Source organism: Intestinimonas butyriciproducens, from assembly GCF_004154955.1.
In the GTDB taxonomy this organism is placed as follows: domain Bacteria; phylum Bacillota; class Clostridia; order Oscillospirales; family Oscillospiraceae; genus Intestinimonas; species Intestinimonas butyriciproducens.
The window spans coordinates 1,044,792-1,062,137 of sequence record NZ_CP011524.1 but is presented as its reverse complement, the minus strand read 5'-3'; the positions used below and the strand labels follow the sequence as shown (position 1 = coordinate 1,062,137).

Genomic DNA, 17,346 nt, shown 5'->3' with positions numbered 1-17,346 from the left:
GTAGTTTGTTCCGGTCTGTCAAGAGTGGAAATCGGTAAAAACTGTTATCTCCGCCGGGTCCAGCCGTCCCGTCTCCCACAGGGCCGCCAGCAGAGGAAGCCCTTCACAGTCCTCCGGCAGGGCCTGTTCCCGCAGGGCAAAGGAAAAATGATCCATCCGGGGGCTGTTCCCGGACAGGTCCACGATCCTGGCACTGCCGCCGGCGGAGGGCGCAAAATGGATGGCCAGATCCGGTGCACGCCCGGGCGCATCCTCCAGGGCCGGGACGCCGTATTCCCGCCGCAGCTCCGCCTGGAGTCCCGCCCCGCCGACAGGGGCCGCGATCAGAAGGTTTTTCACCTCCGGACACAGCTTCAGAGCCGACATGCGCATGGCCCGGGTCACGCGCTCCCCCCGCAGGACCACCGTAGCTCCCTCCGGCCGGATATGCGCCCCGGTCAGCGCGGCCAGGGCCACCGCCGGCGCCATGGCGCGGCAGAACTCCCCCGTCTCCACCGGCCCCAGGCCGGTCGACTCCAGCGTGTCCCACTCCGCGAACCCCGCCGGGACCAGCACCCGCTTCACACCCCGCTTCCGGAGCGCCCTGGCCGCCCGGCGGAGCCGCCGGGGCCTCCACGGCTCCGGGATCTCCACGCGCAGAATGGGCATATCCAGGACCCGTTCCGGGGAAAACTGTATCCGCAGGGACCTCTTTTGCCCGACGGCAATCTGTCCGATCCTCATCCGCTTCACCTCGGGACAGAATATGCGCCGCCCGGCGGATTATACCGCGGATGTATCGTGACAACGTCCCATTTTACCCATATTTTTCTTTTTCTTACCTCTCCTTCCCGATCTTTTACGCTCCGCTGATAGCGCCGTCCGCCCCTTATCCCGTATCATAGCGATGACCCCGAAAAACAAAACTGGAGTGAAGAAAGAATGAAGTTAAAGCGCACTTTGGCCCTCTCTCTTGCCGCTACATCTCTGGCAGGAACCCTCGCCGCCTGCTCGGCAGGCGCTGCAACGCCCTCCCCCACCGCAACACCCGCCGCAGAGCCCGCTGTTCAGACGCTGAGCAGTCAGACATCCACCGCGCAAAAGGCCCCCAAGTACGTATTTCTGTTTATCGGCGACGGCATGAGCTACCCCCAGTTCCAGGCGGCCTCCGACTACCTGGGCGCCATGGCCGACACCAATAACGACGACATCCTGGACGGCAACGTGAACCTCTCCTTCATGGATTTTCCTGTGGCCGCCTCTGCCGTCACCTATGACTCCTCCTCCTTCTGCCCCGACTCGGCCTCCACCGCTACCTCCATCTCCACCGGCTACAAGACCTACTCCGGCACCATCAATATGGATGAGACCGCTACTGTGGCCTACGAGACCATTGCCGAGAAGCTGCAGGAGCAGCTCGGCTGGAAGATCGGCGTGATTTCCAGCGTCAACCTGAACCACGCCACCCCGGCCGCTTTCTATGCCCATCAGGCCAGCCGCGGCAGCTACTACGAAATCGGCGAGGAGCTGGTGGCCTCCGGCTTCGAGTACTTCGCCGGCGGCGGGCTGCTGAAGCCCACCGGCTCCGATAAGGACAAGACCAGCCTCTACGATCTGGCCGCTCAGGCGGGCTATCAGGTGGTCATGACTCAGGCTGAGGCCGAGGCTGTCACCGCCGGTCCCGTTCTCATCATTGACGAGCATCTGGCCGACTCCGATGCCTTTGCCTATGAAAATGACCGCACCGAGGATATGTGGGCGCTCTCCGACTATGTGAAGAAGGGGATCGAGGTGCTGGACAATGACACCGGCTTCTTCATGATGGTGGAGGGCGGCAAGATCGACTGGGCCTGCCACGCCAACGACGCCGGCTCCACCATTGCCGACACCATCGCGCTCTCCGACGCCGTGGAGGAGGCGGTCGCCTTCGCCAAGCAGCATCCCGACGAGACCCTCATCCTGGTCACCGGCGACCATGAGACCGGCGGTCTGACCATCGGCTACGCCGGTACCGACTACGACACCTTCCTCACCAACCTCTCCAACCAGAAAATCAGCTATGCCAAGTACGACAGCGACTATGTGGCCGGCTACAAGGAGAACAACACCTCCTTTGAGGATGTGATGAAGGATGTAGAGGCCCTCTTCGGCCTGAAACTCTCCGGCGCTGAGGACGACAAGCTGGTCCTCACCGACTACGAGGTGCAGAAGCTCAAAGACGCCTATGCCGCTACCATGGACCCCGACCGCGCCAAGGCCGATCCCGCCAACCAGGCTGAATACGTCCTGTACGGCACCTATGAGCCCCTCAGCGTCACCATTACCCATCTGCTCAACAACAAGTCCGGCATCAATTTCTCCTCTTATGCTCACACCGGCCTCCCCGTAGCCGTGTTCGCCCAGGGCGCGGGGCAGGATCTGTTCGGCGGCTTCTATGACAACACCCAGATCTACCACAAGCTGACCGACCTCCTGGACGTGAAATAAAACTCCTTCCCATGCGCGCAAAGGATGCGGCCCACGCCGCATCCTTTGCACTGTTTCACTATTTGAAAAATCTGAAAGGAACACACACCCATGACGCTTCTGCGCAATACGGACCGCCTCCGTTACCACGCTCCCGTCCTGGTCTGTCTGCTTTTGGTCCTGCTCCTTGTTCTCCTCCCCACCGGCTTTGAAGATGCGGTCATCTATAAGGGGGCGGATCGGTGCGCCGCCCGGGTCCTTTCCGTGGACAACTCCTCCATCATCGACACCGGGCTGATCCGCTCCGGAGAGCAGACCTGCACGCTGGAGCTTCTGGGCGGCAGGTTTGAGGGGCGGACCGTCGAGGCTCAGAACCTCCTGAACGGCTCCCTTGAGCAGGATAAGATCTTTTCGCCCGGAGACCGCGCCCTGGTCGTCATCAGCTACCAGGGCGATGAGATCCTCCTGGTCACGATGACCGACCACTACCGCCTGGACAAAGAGGCATGGCTGGCATTGGCTTTCGCGCTTCTCCTCATTCTTTTTGCCGGGCGCACCGGCGTCAGGGCCATTTTGTCCTTTGTGCTCACCGTGCTCACGCTGTGGAAGGTGCTCGTTCCTCTCTATCTGAAGGGGCTCAGCCCCATTTGGGTGGGACTGGCCGTCACGCTCTTTCTTACTGTACTCATCATCGCCCTGGTCTACGGCTTTGACCGGCGCTGCGCTTCCGCCGTGTCGGGCGCGACGCTGGGCGTCCTGGTGACTGCGGCGCTGGGCTGCCTGTGCACCGATCTCTTTCAGATCCACGGGGCCGTCATGCCCAACTCGGAGAGCCTGCTTTACAGCGGCTATCAGGGCCTGAACCTGACCCGGATCTTTATGGCCTCTATTTTCATCGGCTCATCCGGCGCGGTGATGGACCTGAGCGTGGACATCACCTCCGCCGTCAAGGAAGTGGTGGATAAAAAGCCCGGCATGGGCTGGCGGGAAGCTGCGCGTTCCGGTATGAACGTGGGCCGGGCCGCCATGGGGACCATGACCACCACTCTGCTGCTGGCCTATTCCGGCGGATATGTGGCGCTGCTGATGGTTTTCATGGCCCAGGGCACTCCTGTATGGAACATTTTGAACTACAAGTATGTGGCCTCGGAGATCATCGATACCATTGTGGGCTCCTTCGGTCTGGTGACCGTGGCCCCGTTTACAGCCGTTACCAGCGGATATTTGCTCACGCGGGGAAAATCCCCTGTGTAAAAAACAGCTACCGCCGTCCCCGGGTGAGCGCGCCCACCCGGAGGACAGCGGTATTTTTATCGGCCGTGCCGTATGGTTCCGCCCTATTCCGCTCCCTCAGCCGATACTGGCGGAGATTTTACTGTGGATCACACCTCATCCGGCAATCATTTGAATGGCCGCTTGGAGCTGCGGGTCCTCCGCCGGGTCCAATGTATGATTCTTCAGCTTCTGTTCCTGCTCCTCCGTAAGCTCCAGCTCCCGGTCCAGCGTAAGGCCCGTCCCTATGAGCGAAATGCCCTTTCCGGTAAAGTATTTGGCCGTTGAGATGTTGATCGCGCCGCCTGAGAGGAGCGGAAAGGTCTGCTGGGAAAACCCTTTTCCAAAGGTCGGCGTCCCCACAATGATCCCCCACTCCATCTCCTGGAGCTCAGCGGCAAAGAGTTCCGCCGCCGAATAGGTATCTCCATTGACCAGCACCGCCATAGGGAGGTCCACACATGCGGCGTCGGACTGGACGCTGCTCTGATGCCCGGCCTTATCCTCGCTGCGGAAGATGGTCCCCTCAGGCAGCAAATAGTCCAGCAGCGTTGTGAGCTCATCCAGGTAGCCGCCGCCGTTGTTGCGCACATCAAATACCAGCCGCTCCACGCCCTGCGCCTCCAGCTCCTCCACCGCAGCGACGGCCTCCTCCGCGCACCGGCTGTTGAAGTTCCGAATGGTCACCACGCCGGTGCCGTCGTCCAGGCGCTCATAGGATACGGGGTGCTCCTCCACTCTGGCGCGGACCACTTTGAAACGCTGTTCGATCCCATCCGCCCGCCGGACCAGCAGCTCCGCTTCGGACCCATCCGGCCCCCGCGTGTACTCTGTGGCCCGGCTGCGCGCCTCGCCCTCCATCCGGACGCCGTCTATCTCCAGAATTAGATCTCCGGCCTTCAAGCCCGCCTTGTCCGCCGGGCCGGCCTCCGTCACCGCTTCGATCAGAAGTCCCTCCGTCTCCGGGTAGGACACCGTGCAGCCCAGACCCACATAGGCGTTGCTTTTGTTCTCCTTCTGGCGGGCATATCCCTCGGCGTCCATGTAATAGGACCAGCGGTCTCCCAGTCCGGTGATGAGACTGTCCATGGCGCCGTCCACCGCCTCCCCGATGTCGTGCTCACCTACGAACTGTGTGTTGATGAGCACCATAGCCTGCGCCATGCTCATCCCCTCCTTCCCCAGCAGCAGGCAGAGGATCCCTGCCAGCAGCGCTGCGGTCAGCAGGACGGTTAGCACCACCGTCAGCACCAGGGCCCGGACGGAAAAGCGTTTTTCTCTCATGGTTTTCTCGGTCCTTTCTGGAAAGACAGCGGGGACAAGGGGTCACCCCCTTGTCCCCGCCTGTATTTTCTCAACTGTATACAAATTGATCTTTCAGCGCGGGATAGTAATCCAGCGCGTCGGCCCGCTGTCCGTTGACCCGGAACTCGAAGTGGAGATGATTGCCGGTAGAGGAGCCGGTCGTCCCCACATACCCGATGACCTGATCCTGGGTCACCACATCTCCCTCTTTTACCGCACGGGAGTTCATATGGGCGTAAAGAGTGGCGATGCCATTGTCGTGCTGGATCACCACATAGTTGCCGTAGGAACTGCCGTAGGTGGAGATGGTCACCACGCCGCCCCGCGCGGCATGGATGGGGGTGTTCCTGGGCGCGCCGATGTCCGTGCCCGTGTGGTTTCCCGGTCGCCCGGTGATGGGGTGGATACGGGGACCGAAGGTGGACGTAATCCGGTAAATGCCGTGAAGGGGCCACTGCCAGCCGCTTCCGGGATCAAAGTTGATCTTTCCGGCGTCGATCAGAGCCTGGAGTTCCTTCTGCTTCTGGAGGATCTCGCTGGTGACCCGGTTGGCCTCGGCGGTAAGGGCGTCCTTCGCCTTGGCGGCCTCGTTCTCATCGGCCTTGATGTCCGCGATGAGCTGGTCGATTGTGGCCTCCTTCTCCTTCAGGTCCGCTTTCCGCGCCTCCAGATCCTCTTTCTCCGCCTGCTGGTCGGCCCTGGTGGCCTCCAGCACGGCCTGCTGGTCCTGAAGCTCCTTCCGGGTGGCGGCCAACTGGTCCATCACCGCGTTATCATACTCCATGATCTCACCTATCATCGTGGCCCGTTCCAGCAAATCGGAGAAGTCTGATGCACCGAACAGAATGTCCCAATAATTGACGGTGCCGGACTCCTCCATGACCCGCACCCGCTCGCAGAAGAGGGCGTACTGCGCCTCCTCCTTGGCCCGGGTCTCGGCTACCTCGGTCTCCTTGTCAGCAATGAGCTGATCATACTGTGCAATGGTCTCGGTCACCTTGGCAATGGCTTGGTTCTGGGCGTTGATCTGCTGCTCCACCAGGCTTTTCTGCTCCAGCGCCTTGGATTTATCGCTCTGGATGCTCTGGAGCTGCTCGTTGAGTTTTTTGATCTGGGCATTCAAGTCGGCGGCCTGTGATTTCCCCGCGTTGATCTGCTCCTGCAGCTCCTCCTGACTGACGGCGCCCGCGGTCTGGAACACCACTGTGATCATGGGCAGGATCATCAGGAGCGCCATCAGCAGCGCCAGCAGGGCCACAACCGTCTTGTGCCAGTCGCGCCTGGGTCTTCTCTGCTTTGTGTTCTGCTTCGGATTGGACACGGGATCTTCTCCTTTCACGAGGGAGGGGTGGAACTCAAACCTGAAGGAATTTCCGAATGGCCATCAGGCTTCCGCAGGCGCCGATGGCTAGGCCGGCAGCAACAAAGGCGCCCAGCACACGGGCCGCCAGCGTTTGAAATGGAACGATGGCGATGAGCTGCAGGCCCCCCTGTTCGGAGATGGCGCTTACGATAAGGCTGTAGATGCCCCATTGCAGGAAGAACGCCAGCACCGCACCCAAAAGGCCCAGGATCATGCCCTCAAAAATAAAGGGCCAGCGGACGAACCAATTGGTCGCGCCGCACATCTTCATAATGGCGATCTCCTCCCGGCGGTGGAAGGTGGCCAGCTTGATGGTGTTTGCAATGATAAAGAGGGAGATGATCAGCAGCATAGCGATCAGGATCCACGCCACCGCACCGGCCATATTGCGCAGGGTGACAAAGCCGTCTGCAATATCCAGCGAAGCCGTGACCTTTGCGATGCCGGAGATCTGCTCCACCGCCTTCACCGTCTCCCCCATCTTCTCGATCTCCACCACATGGATGCGGTAGCGGTGGCGGAGTGTGTTTTCCGGCAGGTCCTCAAAGAGGTCCTTGTTCTCGCTGTCGGCATAGCGTTCCACATACTGGTCCATGGCGGCCTGCCGGTCCACAAAGGTGGCGGAAGAGATATTGGCGAGGCGCTCCAGCTTGCCCTGGAGGGCTTTGGCCTGCTCCTCAGTGAGAGATTCGTCCACATAGGCGGTGAACTCGTTCTGGGCCTCCAGGTCCCCCAGCGTATTGTCCAGATTGACGGCCACCAGGGAAAATGAGCCCATGATGATCAGGCAGGCCACGATCATACACACAGCCGCAAAGGACATCAGGCCGTGGGTAAAGATACTGCGGAAGCCCTCCTTCAGGTGATAACCCATGTTATACTGATTCATTGTTGTAATAACCACCCATCCCGTCGCTGATGATCCTGCCGTTCTCAATGGCCACCACCCGTTTGGAAAAGCGGTTGACCAGCTCTTTCTCATGGGTGACCACCAGAACGGTGGTGCCCAGCTCGTTGATCTTTTCCAACAGCATCATGATCTCCAGGGAACGCTGGGGGTCCAGGTTTCCGGTAGGCTCGTCGGCAACGATGACCTGTGGATTGTTCACCAGGGCCCTGGCAATGGCTACGCGCTGCTGCTCCCCTCCGGAAAGCTCGGTGGGCAGGCGGTCGCCCTTATGATCCAAGCCCACCAGTTGCAGCACATAAGACACCCGCTTCCGGATCTCCCGCGGAGAAGCACCCACCACCCGCATGACAAACGTGAGGTTCTCCTCCACCGTCTTTTTCTCGATGAGCCTGAAATCCTGGAAGATGACGCCCAGCGTGCGGCGCAGGTAAGGGATCTGTCGGACGTGAATGTTGTTGAGGTTATAGCCGTTCACCATCAGCCGCCCTTCGGTGCAGCTCACCTCGCCAGTGATGAGCTTGAGGATGGTCGACTTCCCGGACCCGGAAGGCCCCACCAGGAAGACAAACTCCCCGTCCTCAATGCGCATGGACACCCCTTTCAGGGCACGGGTGCCGTTGTCATATGTCTTTTGTACATCTATGAGTCGAATCATTGGCAATCCTCACACATTTGGACACAAACGAGCGGCGGGGCCCCACCCGCCCTACCAGATCTGTTAGCCGGGACACGGTAGGACGAAGGTCCGCCTCCGCCGCTGGTCATCTTGTGATTTCTTTTTCAGGATTCGATGCCCCTGGACACCAGATATTTCTTGACCATCAGCGCCACCTTAAAGGTGATGGCGTCGTCAAACTCCCGCAGGTCCAGCCCGGTGAGCTTTTTGATCTTTTCCAGCCGGTATACCAGGGTATTTCGGTGGACAAAGAGCTTGCGTGCGGTCTCCGAGACGTTCAGATTGTTTTCAAAGAACTTATTGATGGTGAACAGCGTCTCCTGATCCAGGGAGTCGATGGGGTTCTTCTTAAAGACCTCCTGGAGGAACATCTCACACAGGGTGGTCGGGAGCTGATAGATGAGACGCCCGATCCCCAAATTCTCATAGTTGATGATGGACTTCTCTGTGTCAAACACCTTGCCCACGTCGATGGCCACCTGGGCCTCCTTGTAAGCACGTGCCAACTCCCGGATGTGGGTCACGATGGTGCCCACGCCGATCACGACCTTGAGATTGAGCTCCGACCTCAGCGCGGCCTCCACCTGCTCGGCCACCTTATAGAGATCCTTACTCTCCGTGCCGTCGGAGAGCTGCTTAATGAGGGCGATATCCGTCTCATTGATGGACAGGACAAAGTCCACCTGTTTGTCGGGGAAGAGGGACTGTACCACGTCAATCGCGGCCATATCCGTAGTGCCCACCTGGCGGACCAGGAACACCGCCCGGGGCGCCTCGGAGGTGAAGTGGAGCTCCTTGGCCCGGACATAGATATCCCCCAGCAAAATATTGTCGGAGATGATGCTCTTGACAAAAGTGGCCTTGTCGTGCTTTTCTTCATAGTAGGCCTTGGCGCCGTTGAGGGCCACTGCGGCCATGGAGCATACCATGCGGGCCGCATCGTCCTCCCCGCGTGCAAAGGCTGCGTAATCAAACTGAGAGCTCCACCCTGCCAGCGGTTTGAACGTATTGCCGTCAAAGGCCACCAGTTCCGTGTCGGCCTCGTTGATCGCTTCGACCGCTCCCGTCCACTTCTCTCCAATACAGGTCAGTTCATTGCAAGCTACCACCGTTCCCTCAGAATCAATCACGCCGATGGCACGGTCGGTACTGTCCTTCATTTGCAAAACCACACTCTGGAAAACCCGGCTGGACATCGCTTTGCCCCCTTCTATGCGCCTGCGGCGCTTAATCTCTCAACACCGCGGTTCTTTTCAGACCCGGCCTTTCTATTATACTGGTTTTTTTCTCCCTTTTCAATAGGGAAAACGTATTTTTTTGTGAAAAATGCCGAAGGGGTGCTCGTGGAAATTATTCCAATTCCTTCAACCTCTTCCGCTCCTCCTCCGTCAGAGGTCTCCAGCCTCCGGTCACCAATTCCGGGTCCAACTCCAGCGGTCCCATAGAGAGCCTTTTCAGGTAGAGCACCGGCTTTCCCCTGGCCGCGAGCATCCGCTTGACCTGATGGTATTTCCCCTCCCGCAGGGTAACAAGGCCGGCATCCGGCTCCGGGAGCAGCTTCAGCTCCGCCGGCAGGCAGCGCAGCCCATCCCCCAGCATCATGCCCGCGCGGAAGGCCGCGGCGTCCTCCTCATCCAGACGCCCCGCGGCGCGGACAAAGTACACTTTGTCCACATGACGCGCGGGCGCGAGAAGGCGGTGCCCCAGCGGGCCGTCGTTGGTGAGGAGGAGCAGACCCTCCGTATCCTTGTCCAACCGCCCCACCGGAAACAGTCCCACCCGCCTGAGATGCTCCGGCAGCAGCTCCAGCACGGTGGGCTGCCTGGGGTCCTCCGTGGCGGAGAGCAGTCCCGCCGGCTTGTGGAGCATCAGATAGACATATCGCTCCCCGCAGACCTGCTCTCCGTCCACGCGCAGGTCCAGCCCCTCCCGCTCATACTTTTCCTCCGGGCGCCGCGCCACCGCCCCGGCCGCCTCCACACGCCCGGCCCGTACCAGTTCTCCGGCCTCCCGCCGGGACCATCGGCCTGTTCCCGCCAGAATTTTGTCCAGCCGCTCGATCAGAATCCACTCCCCTCCGGAGCCTCGCTCCTTGTCCTTTTTGTAATATTGTATCATACCCGGGGACTCCTGCACATACAAATAACCCGAAAAGAAATGGAAGGAGCGTTGCGCTGTGTTTATCTGGACCGCCAAACTGCGCCGTGGGAGACTTGTTGCGGGCGTGGCCGCTATCGTGGTGCTCTGTGGCGCCGTGGCTCTGGTGGGCGGGGTACTGTCCGCCAGGGGAGTGGACGCGGTCTCTCCCGCCCCGGCCAGCCCCAAGGGCATCAAAACCAATGAGGACAGGATCGCCTATCTGGAGAGCTACGGCTGGCAGGTCTCCGCCGACCCGCTCTCTGTAGAAGAGCTGGCCATCCCTGAGGAATTTGACGAGACCTATACCCAGTACCTCTCCCTCCAGTCCGGCCAAGGCTTTGACCTGGAAAAATACAAGGGCAAGCGGGTCAAACGCTATACTTACGAGATATCCAATTATCCCACAGGAGAGACCGGCGTCCAGGCCGGTCTGCTGATCTACAAAAACACCGTGGTCGGTGGCGAAGTCCTCTCCAGCCAACTGGGCGGCTTCATCCACGGACTGGCCATGCCTGGATAACAGCGGCGCGGCGCTCATAAATGAGCGCCGCGCCGTTTTCTTCTGCCTATTGGAGCGACTGGGATGCTTGATAGAGAAACACCAAGTACAGGATGCCAGCCACGAACATGACCAGCGCCACTATAATCAGCAGCAGGGCGGCCGCAATGTTGATGATCGGCACCAGGACCAGCACAGCGCAGACAATGGATACTAGCGTACACACGGCGTACAGCTTCCAGACGGTTCCCCCCTTGTCTGCACAGGCCTGATCCCCCTTGGCAGAGAGCAGATGGGAAGCCGCCATACAGACATAGTATACGGTCAACAATCCCAGAATACCGCTGCAAATACTCAATATACCGGAGAAAAAGCCGCTTTCCCCGAGCAATGCGCCCAAAAAGTTGGCCACAATATTGCCGACCGAGGTAAAGAACGCATTTTTAAAATAGGGATGGGTGGGGGACGCGGTGTGAAGGCCCACAAGTCCCAGGATCAGACCCGCCAGTCCCGCTAGGCTGCCCACCAGTGCCACGCCGCTCAGCACTGTGGCGATCAAGCCCACGATTTCAGATAAAAACAGTGTTTTGAGTCCCTTTCCGGCCAGCGCGTAGTCTTCATACATAAATCAATCACTCCTCTTTTTCAGCGGTCCTTCTCCACCGGATTTGAGATCAGATGGACATTCAGGTGGTTATAGGTCAGCCCGATGCCGTTCCGGTCAAAAGCGGCCCGGACCTGTTCCAGCAGATCATAATAAAGCTCCCAATAGTCCTCCGTGGCACACCAAACCCTCAGGGTATAGCTCACGCTGCTGTCCCCCAGCGCTGTGGTGCGGACAAAAGGCTCCGGCGTAAACAGCGCCTTGGGATGGGCCCCCACGACCTCCCGCATGACCTGTTTAACCCGTTCCGGATCATCTTCGTAGGACACGGCAAAGGAGAGGTCTACTCTGCGCCGGTCCTGACTGTTATAGTTGGTGATTTTCTCACCGGAAATCTCTCCATTGGGCACGAAGATGATCTTGTTGTCAATGGTCTTCAGCCTGGTATAGACAAGTCCGATCTCCGCCACCGTACCGGAGAGTCCCGCTGCATCCACATAGTCCCCCACGGCAAAGGGCTTGGACACCATGACCATGATACCACCGGCCAGATTGGACAAAATGCCCTGCAGCGCGAGGGAGAGCGCCACGCCGATGATCCCCAGCACGGCCACAAAGGAATCCACAGGGATGCCGATATATCCGGCCAAAACAAGAAGCGTCACCATCCACATGATGACTTTCAAGCACGAGCGCGTAAACTTGTGGACTGTGGGCTCGATCCGCAGGCGGGTCATCGTTCGGTCCAAAATACTGATGACCAGCCGCATCCCCACCACACAGATGACAAACAGCAGCGCCACATACAGCGCCTTGCTCCACGTCATGGAGCTGGATATCTTTTCAAAGGTCTCGGTGACTTCCTCAGGTGAAGTACTTTCCAAGGGCAGAATATCGGACAAGGAACCGGCCTCCTTACATATCATCACCATTTGACAGGCTGCTGGTTCAGTATACCACATCCTTGATCAAAAGGAAAGATGCTCCCACCCCTGCCATACCCGGCTGGAAAAAGAATACCCCGCCGCATTTTGCGGCGGGGTATTCCCTCACGCTTGATTACTCGTTGATCTCGATGACCACGCCGGAACCGACGGTACGACCGCCCTCGCGGATAGCGAAGCGGAGGCCCTTCTCAATGGCGATGGGGGTGATCAGCTCCACGTCCATGTCGACGTTGTCGCCGGGCATGCACATCTCAGTGCCCTCAGGCAGAGTGATGACGCCGGTCACGTCGGTGGTACGGAAATAGAACTGGGGACGATAGTTGTTGAAGAAGGGGGTATGACGACCGCCCTCTTCCTTAGACAGGACGTAGACCTGGCCCTTGAACTTGGTGTGGGGGTGGATGGAGCCGGGCTTGCACAGGACCTGGCCGCGCTCAATATCGGTCTTGGCGATACCACGGAGCAGGCAGCCGGCGTTGTCACCAGCCTCGATGAAGTCCAGCGTCTTGCGGAACATCTCCATGGAGGTGACCACGGTGGACTTCTTCTCCTCGGTCAGACCGACGATATCAACGGTCTCACCAGCCTTCAGTACGCCACGCTCCACACGGCCGGTGGCCACAGTGCCACGGCCGGAGATGGTGAACACGTCCTCGACGGGCATCAGGAAGGGCAGGTCGTCGTTGCGGGCGGGGGTGGGGATATAGGAGTCAACGGCGTCCATCAGCTCCTTGATGCAGGCAAAATCGGGATCGTCCACACCACCTTCACAGGTCAGGGCGTTCAGAGCGGACCCCTTGATGATGGGGGTGTCGTCGCCGGGGAACTCATACTTGTCGAGGGTCTCGCGGACCTCCATCTCGACCAGCTCCAGCAGCTCGGGATCGTCCACCTGATCACACTTGTTCAGGAACACGACGATGGCGGGCACGCCCACCTGGCGGGCCAGCAGGATGTGCTCCTTGGTCTGAGCCATAGGGCCGTCGGTGGCGGCGATGACCAGGATGGCACCGTCCATCTGAGCAGCACCGGTGATCATGTTCTTGATATAGTCGGCGTGGCCCGGGCAGTCGACGTGGGCATAGTGGCGGGCGTCGGTCTCGTACTCCACGTGGGCGGTGTTGATGGTGATGCCGCGCTCACGCTCCTCGGGAGCCTTGTCGATGCTGGAATAATCCTCGTACTGAGCCTGACCCTTCAGGGCCAGGTACTTGGTGATAGCGGCGGTCAGAGTGGTCTTGCCGTGGTCAACGTGGCCGATGGTGCCGATGTTGACATGGGGCTTGGTGCGTTCAAACTTAGCCTTAGCCATTTTGAGTGATCCTCCTTATATTACAGGTTGTAAGCGACAAAATTTAGTTTTTACGGCTTACATTCTACCGCATAGACGCTAGAATTGCAAGTCCTTTATTCCGCGTTGTGGCCGCGCTCGGCAATGATCTTATCCGCGATGCTCTTGGGGATCTCCACATAGCTGTGGGGCTCCATGGTGTACTGGCCGCGGCCCTGCGTGGAAGAACGCAGGTCGGTGGCGTAACCGAACATCTCGGAGAGGGGGACCAGCGCGTCGATCTGGGTGGCGCCGGGACGGGTCTCGGTGCCCTGGATCATGCCGCGGCGGGAGGAGAGGTCGCCCATCACATCGCCCATATACTCGTCGGGCGCGATGGCGGAGACCTTCATGATGGGCTCGAGCAGGATGGGGTTGGCCTTCCGGCAGGCCTCCTTGAACGCCATGGAACCGGCGATCTTAAAGGCCATTTCGGAGGAGTCCACCTCGTGGTAGGAGCCGAAGGTCAGATGGACCTTCACATCCACCACGGGATAGCCCGCCAGCACACCGGCCTGCATGGCGCCTTGGATGCCCTGATCCACCGCAGGGATATACTCCTTGGGGATCACGCCGCCGGTGATCTCGTTGAGGAACTCATAGCCCTTGCCGGGCTCGTTGGGCTCCACGGTGATACGCACATGGCCGTACTGGCCCTTACCGCCGGACTGCCGGGCATACTTGGTGTCCTGCTCGACGGCTTTCTTGATGGTCTCCTTATAGGCGACCTGGGGCGCGCCCACGTTGGCCTCCACCTTGTATTCACGGAGCAGACGGTCCACGATAATCTCCAGATGGAGCTCACCCATACCGGCGATGATGGTCTGTCCGGTCTCCTCGTCGGTCCAAGTCTTGAAGGTGGGGTCCTCCTCGGCCAGCTTCATCAGCGCCAGGCCCATCTTCTCCTGACCAGCCTTGGTCTTGGGCTCGATGGCCACACGGATGACCGGCTCGGGGAACTCCATGGACTCGAGGATGATGGGGTGCTTCTCATCGCACAGGGTATCACCGGTGGTGGAGTTCTTCAGACCGATGACCGCGGCGATATCGCCGGAATAGACGGTCTCGATATCCTCCCGGTGGTTGGCGTGCATCTGCAGGATGCGACCGATACGCTCCTTCTGATTCTTTGTGCTGTTGAGCACCGAAGTACCGGTGTTGAGCATACCGGAGTACACGCGGACAAAGGACAGCCGGCCCACATAGGGATCCGTGGCGATCTTGAATGCCAGCGCGGAGAAGGGGGCGTTGTCGTCCGCAGGGCGGGAGTCCTCCTCCTCAGTGTCCGGGTTGATGCCGTCGATGGGGGGAATGTCAACAGGAGAGGGCATGAAGTCCACGATGGCGTCCAGCAACTTCTGCACACCCTTATTTTTGTAAGAGGTGCCGCAGGTCACAGGGACAATCTTGTTGTCGATGGTGCCCTGCCGGAGCACCTTGCGGATCAGATCCTCGGGGATGGGCTTCTCCTCCAGCGCCAACTCCATGATCTCGTCGGAGAGGTCGGCGCAGGCGTCGATGAGTTTGGTGCGGTATTCCTGCGCCAACTCCATCATATCGGCAGGGATCTCCTCCACGCGCATGTCCTTGCCCATCTCGTCATAATAGATGTCGGCGTCCATCTCCACCAGGTCAATGATACCCTTGAAGGTCTCCTCCTTGCCAATGGGGAGCTGAATGGGCACGGCATTGCATTTCAGGCGGTCGTGAATCATACGCAGCACGTTGTAGAAATCGGCGCCCATGATGTCCATTTTGTTGACATAGATCATGCGGGGGACCTTGTAGTGGTCGGCCTGGCGCCACACAGTCTCAGACTGGGGCTCCACGCCGCCCTTGGCGCACATGACGGTCACAGAGCCGTCCAGCACGCGCAGGGAGCGCTCCACCTCCACGGTGAAGTCCACGTGACCCGGGGTGTCGATGATATTGATACGGGTCTGGGGGAACTGGTCCTTGCTGCCCTTCCAATAGCAGGTGGTGGCAGCGGAGGTGATGGTGATGCCGCGTTCCTGCTCCTGGGCCATCCAGTCCATGGTGGCGGTACCGTCGTGGGTCTCGCCGATCTTATAGTTGACGCCGGTGTAGAACAAAATCCGTTCTGTCGTGGTGGTCTTGCCGGCGTCGATATGAGCCATGATACCGATGTTCCGGGTATTCTCTAAGGATACTTTCCTAGGCATACTCTAATAACTCCTTATAACTACCAGCGGTAGTGCGCGAAAGCCTTGTTGGACTCGGCCATCTTGTGGGTATCCTCGCGCTTTTTGACCGCGGAGCCGAGGTTATTGGCGGCATCCATGATCTCGCCGGCGAGGCGCTCTCTCATGGTCTTCTCGCTGCGGTTGCGGGCATAAGTGGTGAGCCACCGCAGCCCCAGGGTCTGACGGCGCTCAGGCCGAACCTCGATGGGCACCTGGTAAGTGGCGCCGCCCACGCGGCGGGCCTTGACTTCCAGGGACGGCATGATGTTCTCCAGAGCGGTGGTAAAGACCTCCAGAGGGTCTTTTCCGGTCTTTTCCTTGATGATATCGAAAGCACCGTAGACCACTTTCTGAGAGACGCCCTTCTTACCGTCCAGCATGATGCTGTTGACCAGCTTGGTCACCAGGACGGAGTTATACAGCGGGTCGGGCAGAACCTCTCGCTTGGGTACGTTTCCTCTTCTGGGCACTTTGCTTCCCTCCTTCACAGTATGATTTCATAGGTACTCGAAAGCCGCCTCAGTGGGCAGCCCCCGTGTAAAGACAAGTGCCTGCTTGTCCAGTGCCTGCCAAAGAAACGCCCCTATTATATAGGAAGCGCACGTTGGCAAGACTGTCGTCTTGCGCCGGGGCGCAAACATGCTTTCATGTTTGGAAGAAGTCTTACTTCTTGCCAGCCTTGGGCCGCTTCGCGCCATACTTGGAACGGGCCTGCATACGACCGTTGACGCCCTGGGTATCCAGAGTGCCGCGGATGATGTGGTAGCGTACGCCGGGCAGGTCCTTAACACGGCCGCCGCGGATCATGACCACGGAGTGCTCCTGCAGGTTGTGCCCCACACCGGGGATATAAGCGGTAACCTCGTAGCCGTTGGTGAGCTTCACACGGGCGATCTTACGGAGCGCGGAGTTCGGCTTCTTCGGAGTAGAGGTACGAACAGCGGTGCACACGCCGCGCTTCTGAGGAGAAGGCAGGTCGGTCTCGCGGTTCTTCAGGGTGTTCAGACCATGCTGCATCGCGGGAGAATTGGACTTATAAGTCGCGGCCTCCCGGCCCTTCCGGACGAGCTGATTAAACGTAGGCATAAATAGTTCCTCCTTTCTCGAGTTCTCATTTTATTATTTTAACAAAATAATGGTAGAATTATTCTGTTAAAACCAAAGTTAGCGGACCAGCGCCGCCACGGCGGCTCCCACAGCGATGCCGCAGGCCTGGCCCAGCTCCCGCGTGGCGGAAATCCGCTCCACGGGCACGCCGTGTTCGGCGCAAAGTACCTCGACGGGGTCCGTCACACCCGGGTCTGCATCCTCTGCCAGAAATACCCGGACGGCCCGCCCGTCGGCAAGGGCACGGCGGGTCTGTTTGGCACCCACCACCCGGGGTCCGGCTTTGAGTTCGGTCAGCAACCGTCATCCCCCCTGTTTCAGATGTCCCAATGGAAAGCGGGGTTTTCCACCTTGTTTTCCACCGTACGCGGATACACCTGCGCAATTTGGAATTATACCATGGCGTTATGGGGAAGTCAAGCAATATTTTGACAGGCGTCCCTGCCTTCGGGCCTTGCCATTTCTACCGCATCCCATAGGAAAATGGTAAGGCATTTGGGGTAAAAATTTTTAAATATTTTATGAAACGAACTCCAGTCTTTCTG

General features: G+C 59.3%; 17 protein-coding genes. 3 read left to right on the top strand and 14 right to left on the bottom strand.

Annotated features, from left to right (window positions below; all coding sequences use genetic code 11):
- Positions 1-18 precede the first annotated feature (18 nt).
- Positions 19-723 carry a hypothetical protein gene (locus SRB521_RS05180; protein ID WP_116722418.1) on the bottom strand — a complete coding sequence of 235 codons (705 nt, stop codon included), beginning with the start codon at positions 721-723 and terminating at the stop codon, positions 19-21.
- 198 nt (positions 724-921) lie between these two features.
- Between SRB521_RS05180 and SRB521_RS05175 the strand changes: the two genes are divergently transcribed.
- Positions 922-2,466 (top strand): alkaline phosphatase, encoded by a 1,545-nt coding sequence (locus SRB521_RS05175; RefSeq protein ID WP_075704217.1) that lies wholly within the window; start codon positions 922-924, stop codon positions 2,464-2,466.
- Between the two features lie 90 nt (positions 2,467-2,556).
- Positions 2,557-3,699: a YibE/F family protein gene (locus SRB521_RS05170; RefSeq protein WP_116722419.1), complete on the top strand. Its 1,143-nt coding sequence runs from the start codon at positions 2,557-2,559 to the stop codon at positions 3,697-3,699.
- A 135-nt stretch (positions 3,700-3,834) separates the two neighbouring features.
- Here SRB521_RS05170 and SRB521_RS05165 read toward each other — a convergent pair whose 3' ends face one another.
- From SRB521_RS05165 to SRB521_RS05140, 6 genes are all read right to left on the bottom strand, one after another.
- On the bottom strand, positions 3,835-5,001 hold the full coding sequence (locus SRB521_RS05165; RefSeq protein ID WP_116722420.1) for a S41 family peptidase: 1,167 nt from the start codon (positions 4,999-5,001) through the stop codon (positions 3,835-3,837).
- A 70-nt stretch (positions 5,002-5,071) separates the two neighbouring features.
- Entirely contained in the window at positions 5,072-6,343 is a 1,272-nt protein-coding gene (locus SRB521_RS05160; RefSeq protein ID WP_033119072.1) for a murein hydrolase activator EnvC family protein, read from the bottom strand.
- Positions 6,344-6,377: 34 nt separating this feature from the next.
- Entirely contained in the window at positions 6,378-7,274 is an 897-nt protein-coding gene (ftsX, locus tag SRB521_RS05155) for a permease-like cell division protein FtsX (RefSeq protein ID WP_116722421.1), read from the bottom strand.
- Positions 7,261-7,950 carry a cell division ATP-binding protein FtsE gene (ftsE, locus tag SRB521_RS05150; protein WP_033119070.1) on the bottom strand — a complete coding sequence of 230 codons (690 nt, stop codon included), beginning with the start codon at positions 7,948-7,950 and terminating at the stop codon, positions 7,261-7,263. Before ftsE ends, ftsX begins: the two co-directional genes overlap by 14 nt.
- A 125-nt stretch (positions 7,951-8,075) precedes the next feature.
- Positions 8,076-9,167, bottom strand: a complete 1,092-nt coding sequence (locus SRB521_RS05145; RefSeq protein WP_033119069.1) for a PucR family transcriptional regulator — start codon at positions 9,165-9,167, stop codon at positions 8,076-8,078.
- A gap of 154 nt (positions 9,168-9,321) precedes the next feature.
- The gene (locus SRB521_RS05140; RefSeq protein WP_242976590.1) at positions 9,322-10,089 is read right to left on the bottom strand and encodes a pseudouridine synthase; all 768 of its coding nucleotides are present in this window, start codon (positions 10,087-10,089) and stop codon (positions 9,322-9,324) included.
- A gap of 58 nt (positions 10,090-10,147) precedes the next feature.
- Between SRB521_RS05140 and SRB521_RS05135 the strand changes: the two genes are divergently transcribed.
- On the top strand, positions 10,148-10,630 hold the full coding sequence (locus SRB521_RS05135; protein ID WP_033119068.1) for a DUF4830 domain-containing protein: 483 nt from the start codon (positions 10,148-10,150) through the stop codon (positions 10,628-10,630).
- 46 nt (positions 10,631-10,676) lie between these two features.
- Here the strand turns inward: SRB521_RS05135 and SRB521_RS05130 are convergent, their stop codons facing one another.
- The 7 genes from SRB521_RS05130 to SRB521_RS05100 form a co-directional block, all read right to left on the bottom strand.
- Entirely contained in the window at positions 10,677-11,234 is a 558-nt protein-coding gene (locus SRB521_RS05130) for a hypothetical protein (RefSeq protein ID WP_058118046.1), read from the bottom strand.
- A 20-nt stretch (positions 11,235-11,254) separates the two neighbouring features.
- On the bottom strand, positions 11,255-12,115 hold the full coding sequence (locus SRB521_RS05125) for a mechanosensitive ion channel family protein (protein ID WP_242943937.1): 861 nt from the start codon (positions 12,113-12,115) through the stop codon (positions 11,255-11,257).
- A 157-nt stretch (positions 12,116-12,272) separates the two neighbouring features.
- A complete protein-coding gene (gene tuf, locus SRB521_RS05120; RefSeq protein ID WP_075704221.1) occupies positions 12,273-13,472 on the bottom strand; it encodes an elongation factor Tu in 1,200 nt (399 codons plus the stop codon).
- A gap of 95 nt (positions 13,473-13,567) precedes the next feature.
- On the bottom strand, positions 13,568-15,673 hold the full coding sequence (fusA, locus tag SRB521_RS05115) for an elongation factor G (RefSeq protein WP_033119064.1): 2,106 nt from the start codon (positions 15,671-15,673) through the stop codon (positions 13,568-13,570).
- Positions 15,674-15,693: 20 nt separating this feature from the next.
- Positions 15,694-16,164, bottom strand: a complete 471-nt coding sequence (rpsG, locus tag SRB521_RS05110) for a 30S ribosomal protein S7 (RefSeq protein WP_033119063.1) — start codon at positions 16,162-16,164, stop codon at positions 15,694-15,696.
- Between the two features lie 193 nt (positions 16,165-16,357).
- Positions 16,358-16,780 (bottom strand): 30S ribosomal protein S12, encoded by a 423-nt coding sequence (gene rpsL / locus SRB521_RS05105; RefSeq protein WP_033119062.1) that lies wholly within the window; start codon positions 16,778-16,780, stop codon positions 16,358-16,360.
- A 78-nt stretch (positions 16,781-16,858) separates the two neighbouring features.
- The gene (locus SRB521_RS05100) at positions 16,859-17,101 is read right to left on the bottom strand and encodes a ribosomal L7Ae/L30e/S12e/Gadd45 family protein (protein ID WP_075704223.1); all 243 of its coding nucleotides are present in this window, start codon (positions 17,099-17,101) and stop codon (positions 16,859-16,861) included.
- Between the last annotated feature and the right edge of the window lie 245 nt (positions 17,102-17,346).

Excerpts from the sequence above, each read along its gene's own strand:
- SRB521_RS05180 (WP_116722418.1), bottom strand. The coding sequence starts at position 723 with ATGAGGATCGGACAGATTGCCGTCGGGCAAAAGAGGTCCCTGCGGATA.
- SRB521_RS05175 (WP_075704217.1), top strand. The coding sequence starts at position 922 with ATGAAGTTAAAGCGCACTTTGGCCCTCTCTCTTGCCGCTACATCTCTG.
- SRB521_RS05170 (WP_116722419.1), top strand. The coding sequence starts at position 2,557 with ATGACGCTTCTGCGCAATACGGACCGCCTCCGTTACCACGCTCCCGTC.
- SRB521_RS05165 (WP_116722420.1), bottom strand. The coding sequence starts at position 5,001 with ATGAGAGAAAAACGCTTTTCCGTCCGGGCCCTGGTGCTGACGGTGGTG.
- ftsX (WP_116722421.1), bottom strand. The coding sequence starts at position 7,274 with ATGAATCAGTATAACATGGGTTATCACCTGAAGGAGGGCTTCCGCAGT.
- ftsE (WP_033119070.1), bottom strand. The coding sequence starts at position 7,950 with ATGATTCGACTCATAGATGTACAAAAGACATATGACAACGGCACCCGT.
- SRB521_RS05145 (WP_033119069.1), bottom strand. The coding sequence starts at position 9,167 with ATGTCCAGCCGGGTTTTCCAGAGTGTGGTTTTGCAAATGAAGGACAGT.
- SRB521_RS05140 (WP_242976590.1), bottom strand. The coding sequence starts at position 10,089 with ATGATACAATATTACAAAAAGGACAAGGAGCGAGGCTCCGGAGGGGAG.
- SRB521_RS05130 (WP_058118046.1), bottom strand. The coding sequence starts at position 11,234 with ATGTATGAAGACTACGCGCTGGCCGGAAAGGGACTCAAAACACTGTTT.
- tuf (WP_075704221.1), bottom strand. The coding sequence starts at position 13,472 with ATGGCTAAGGCTAAGTTTGAACGCACCAAGCCCCATGTCAACATCGGC.
- fusA (WP_033119064.1), bottom strand. The coding sequence starts at position 15,673 with ATGCCTAGGAAAGTATCCTTAGAGAATACCCGGAACATCGGTATCATG.
- rpsL (WP_033119062.1), bottom strand. The coding sequence starts at position 16,780 with ATGCCTACGTTTAATCAGCTCGTCCGGAAGGGCCGGGAGGCCGCGACT.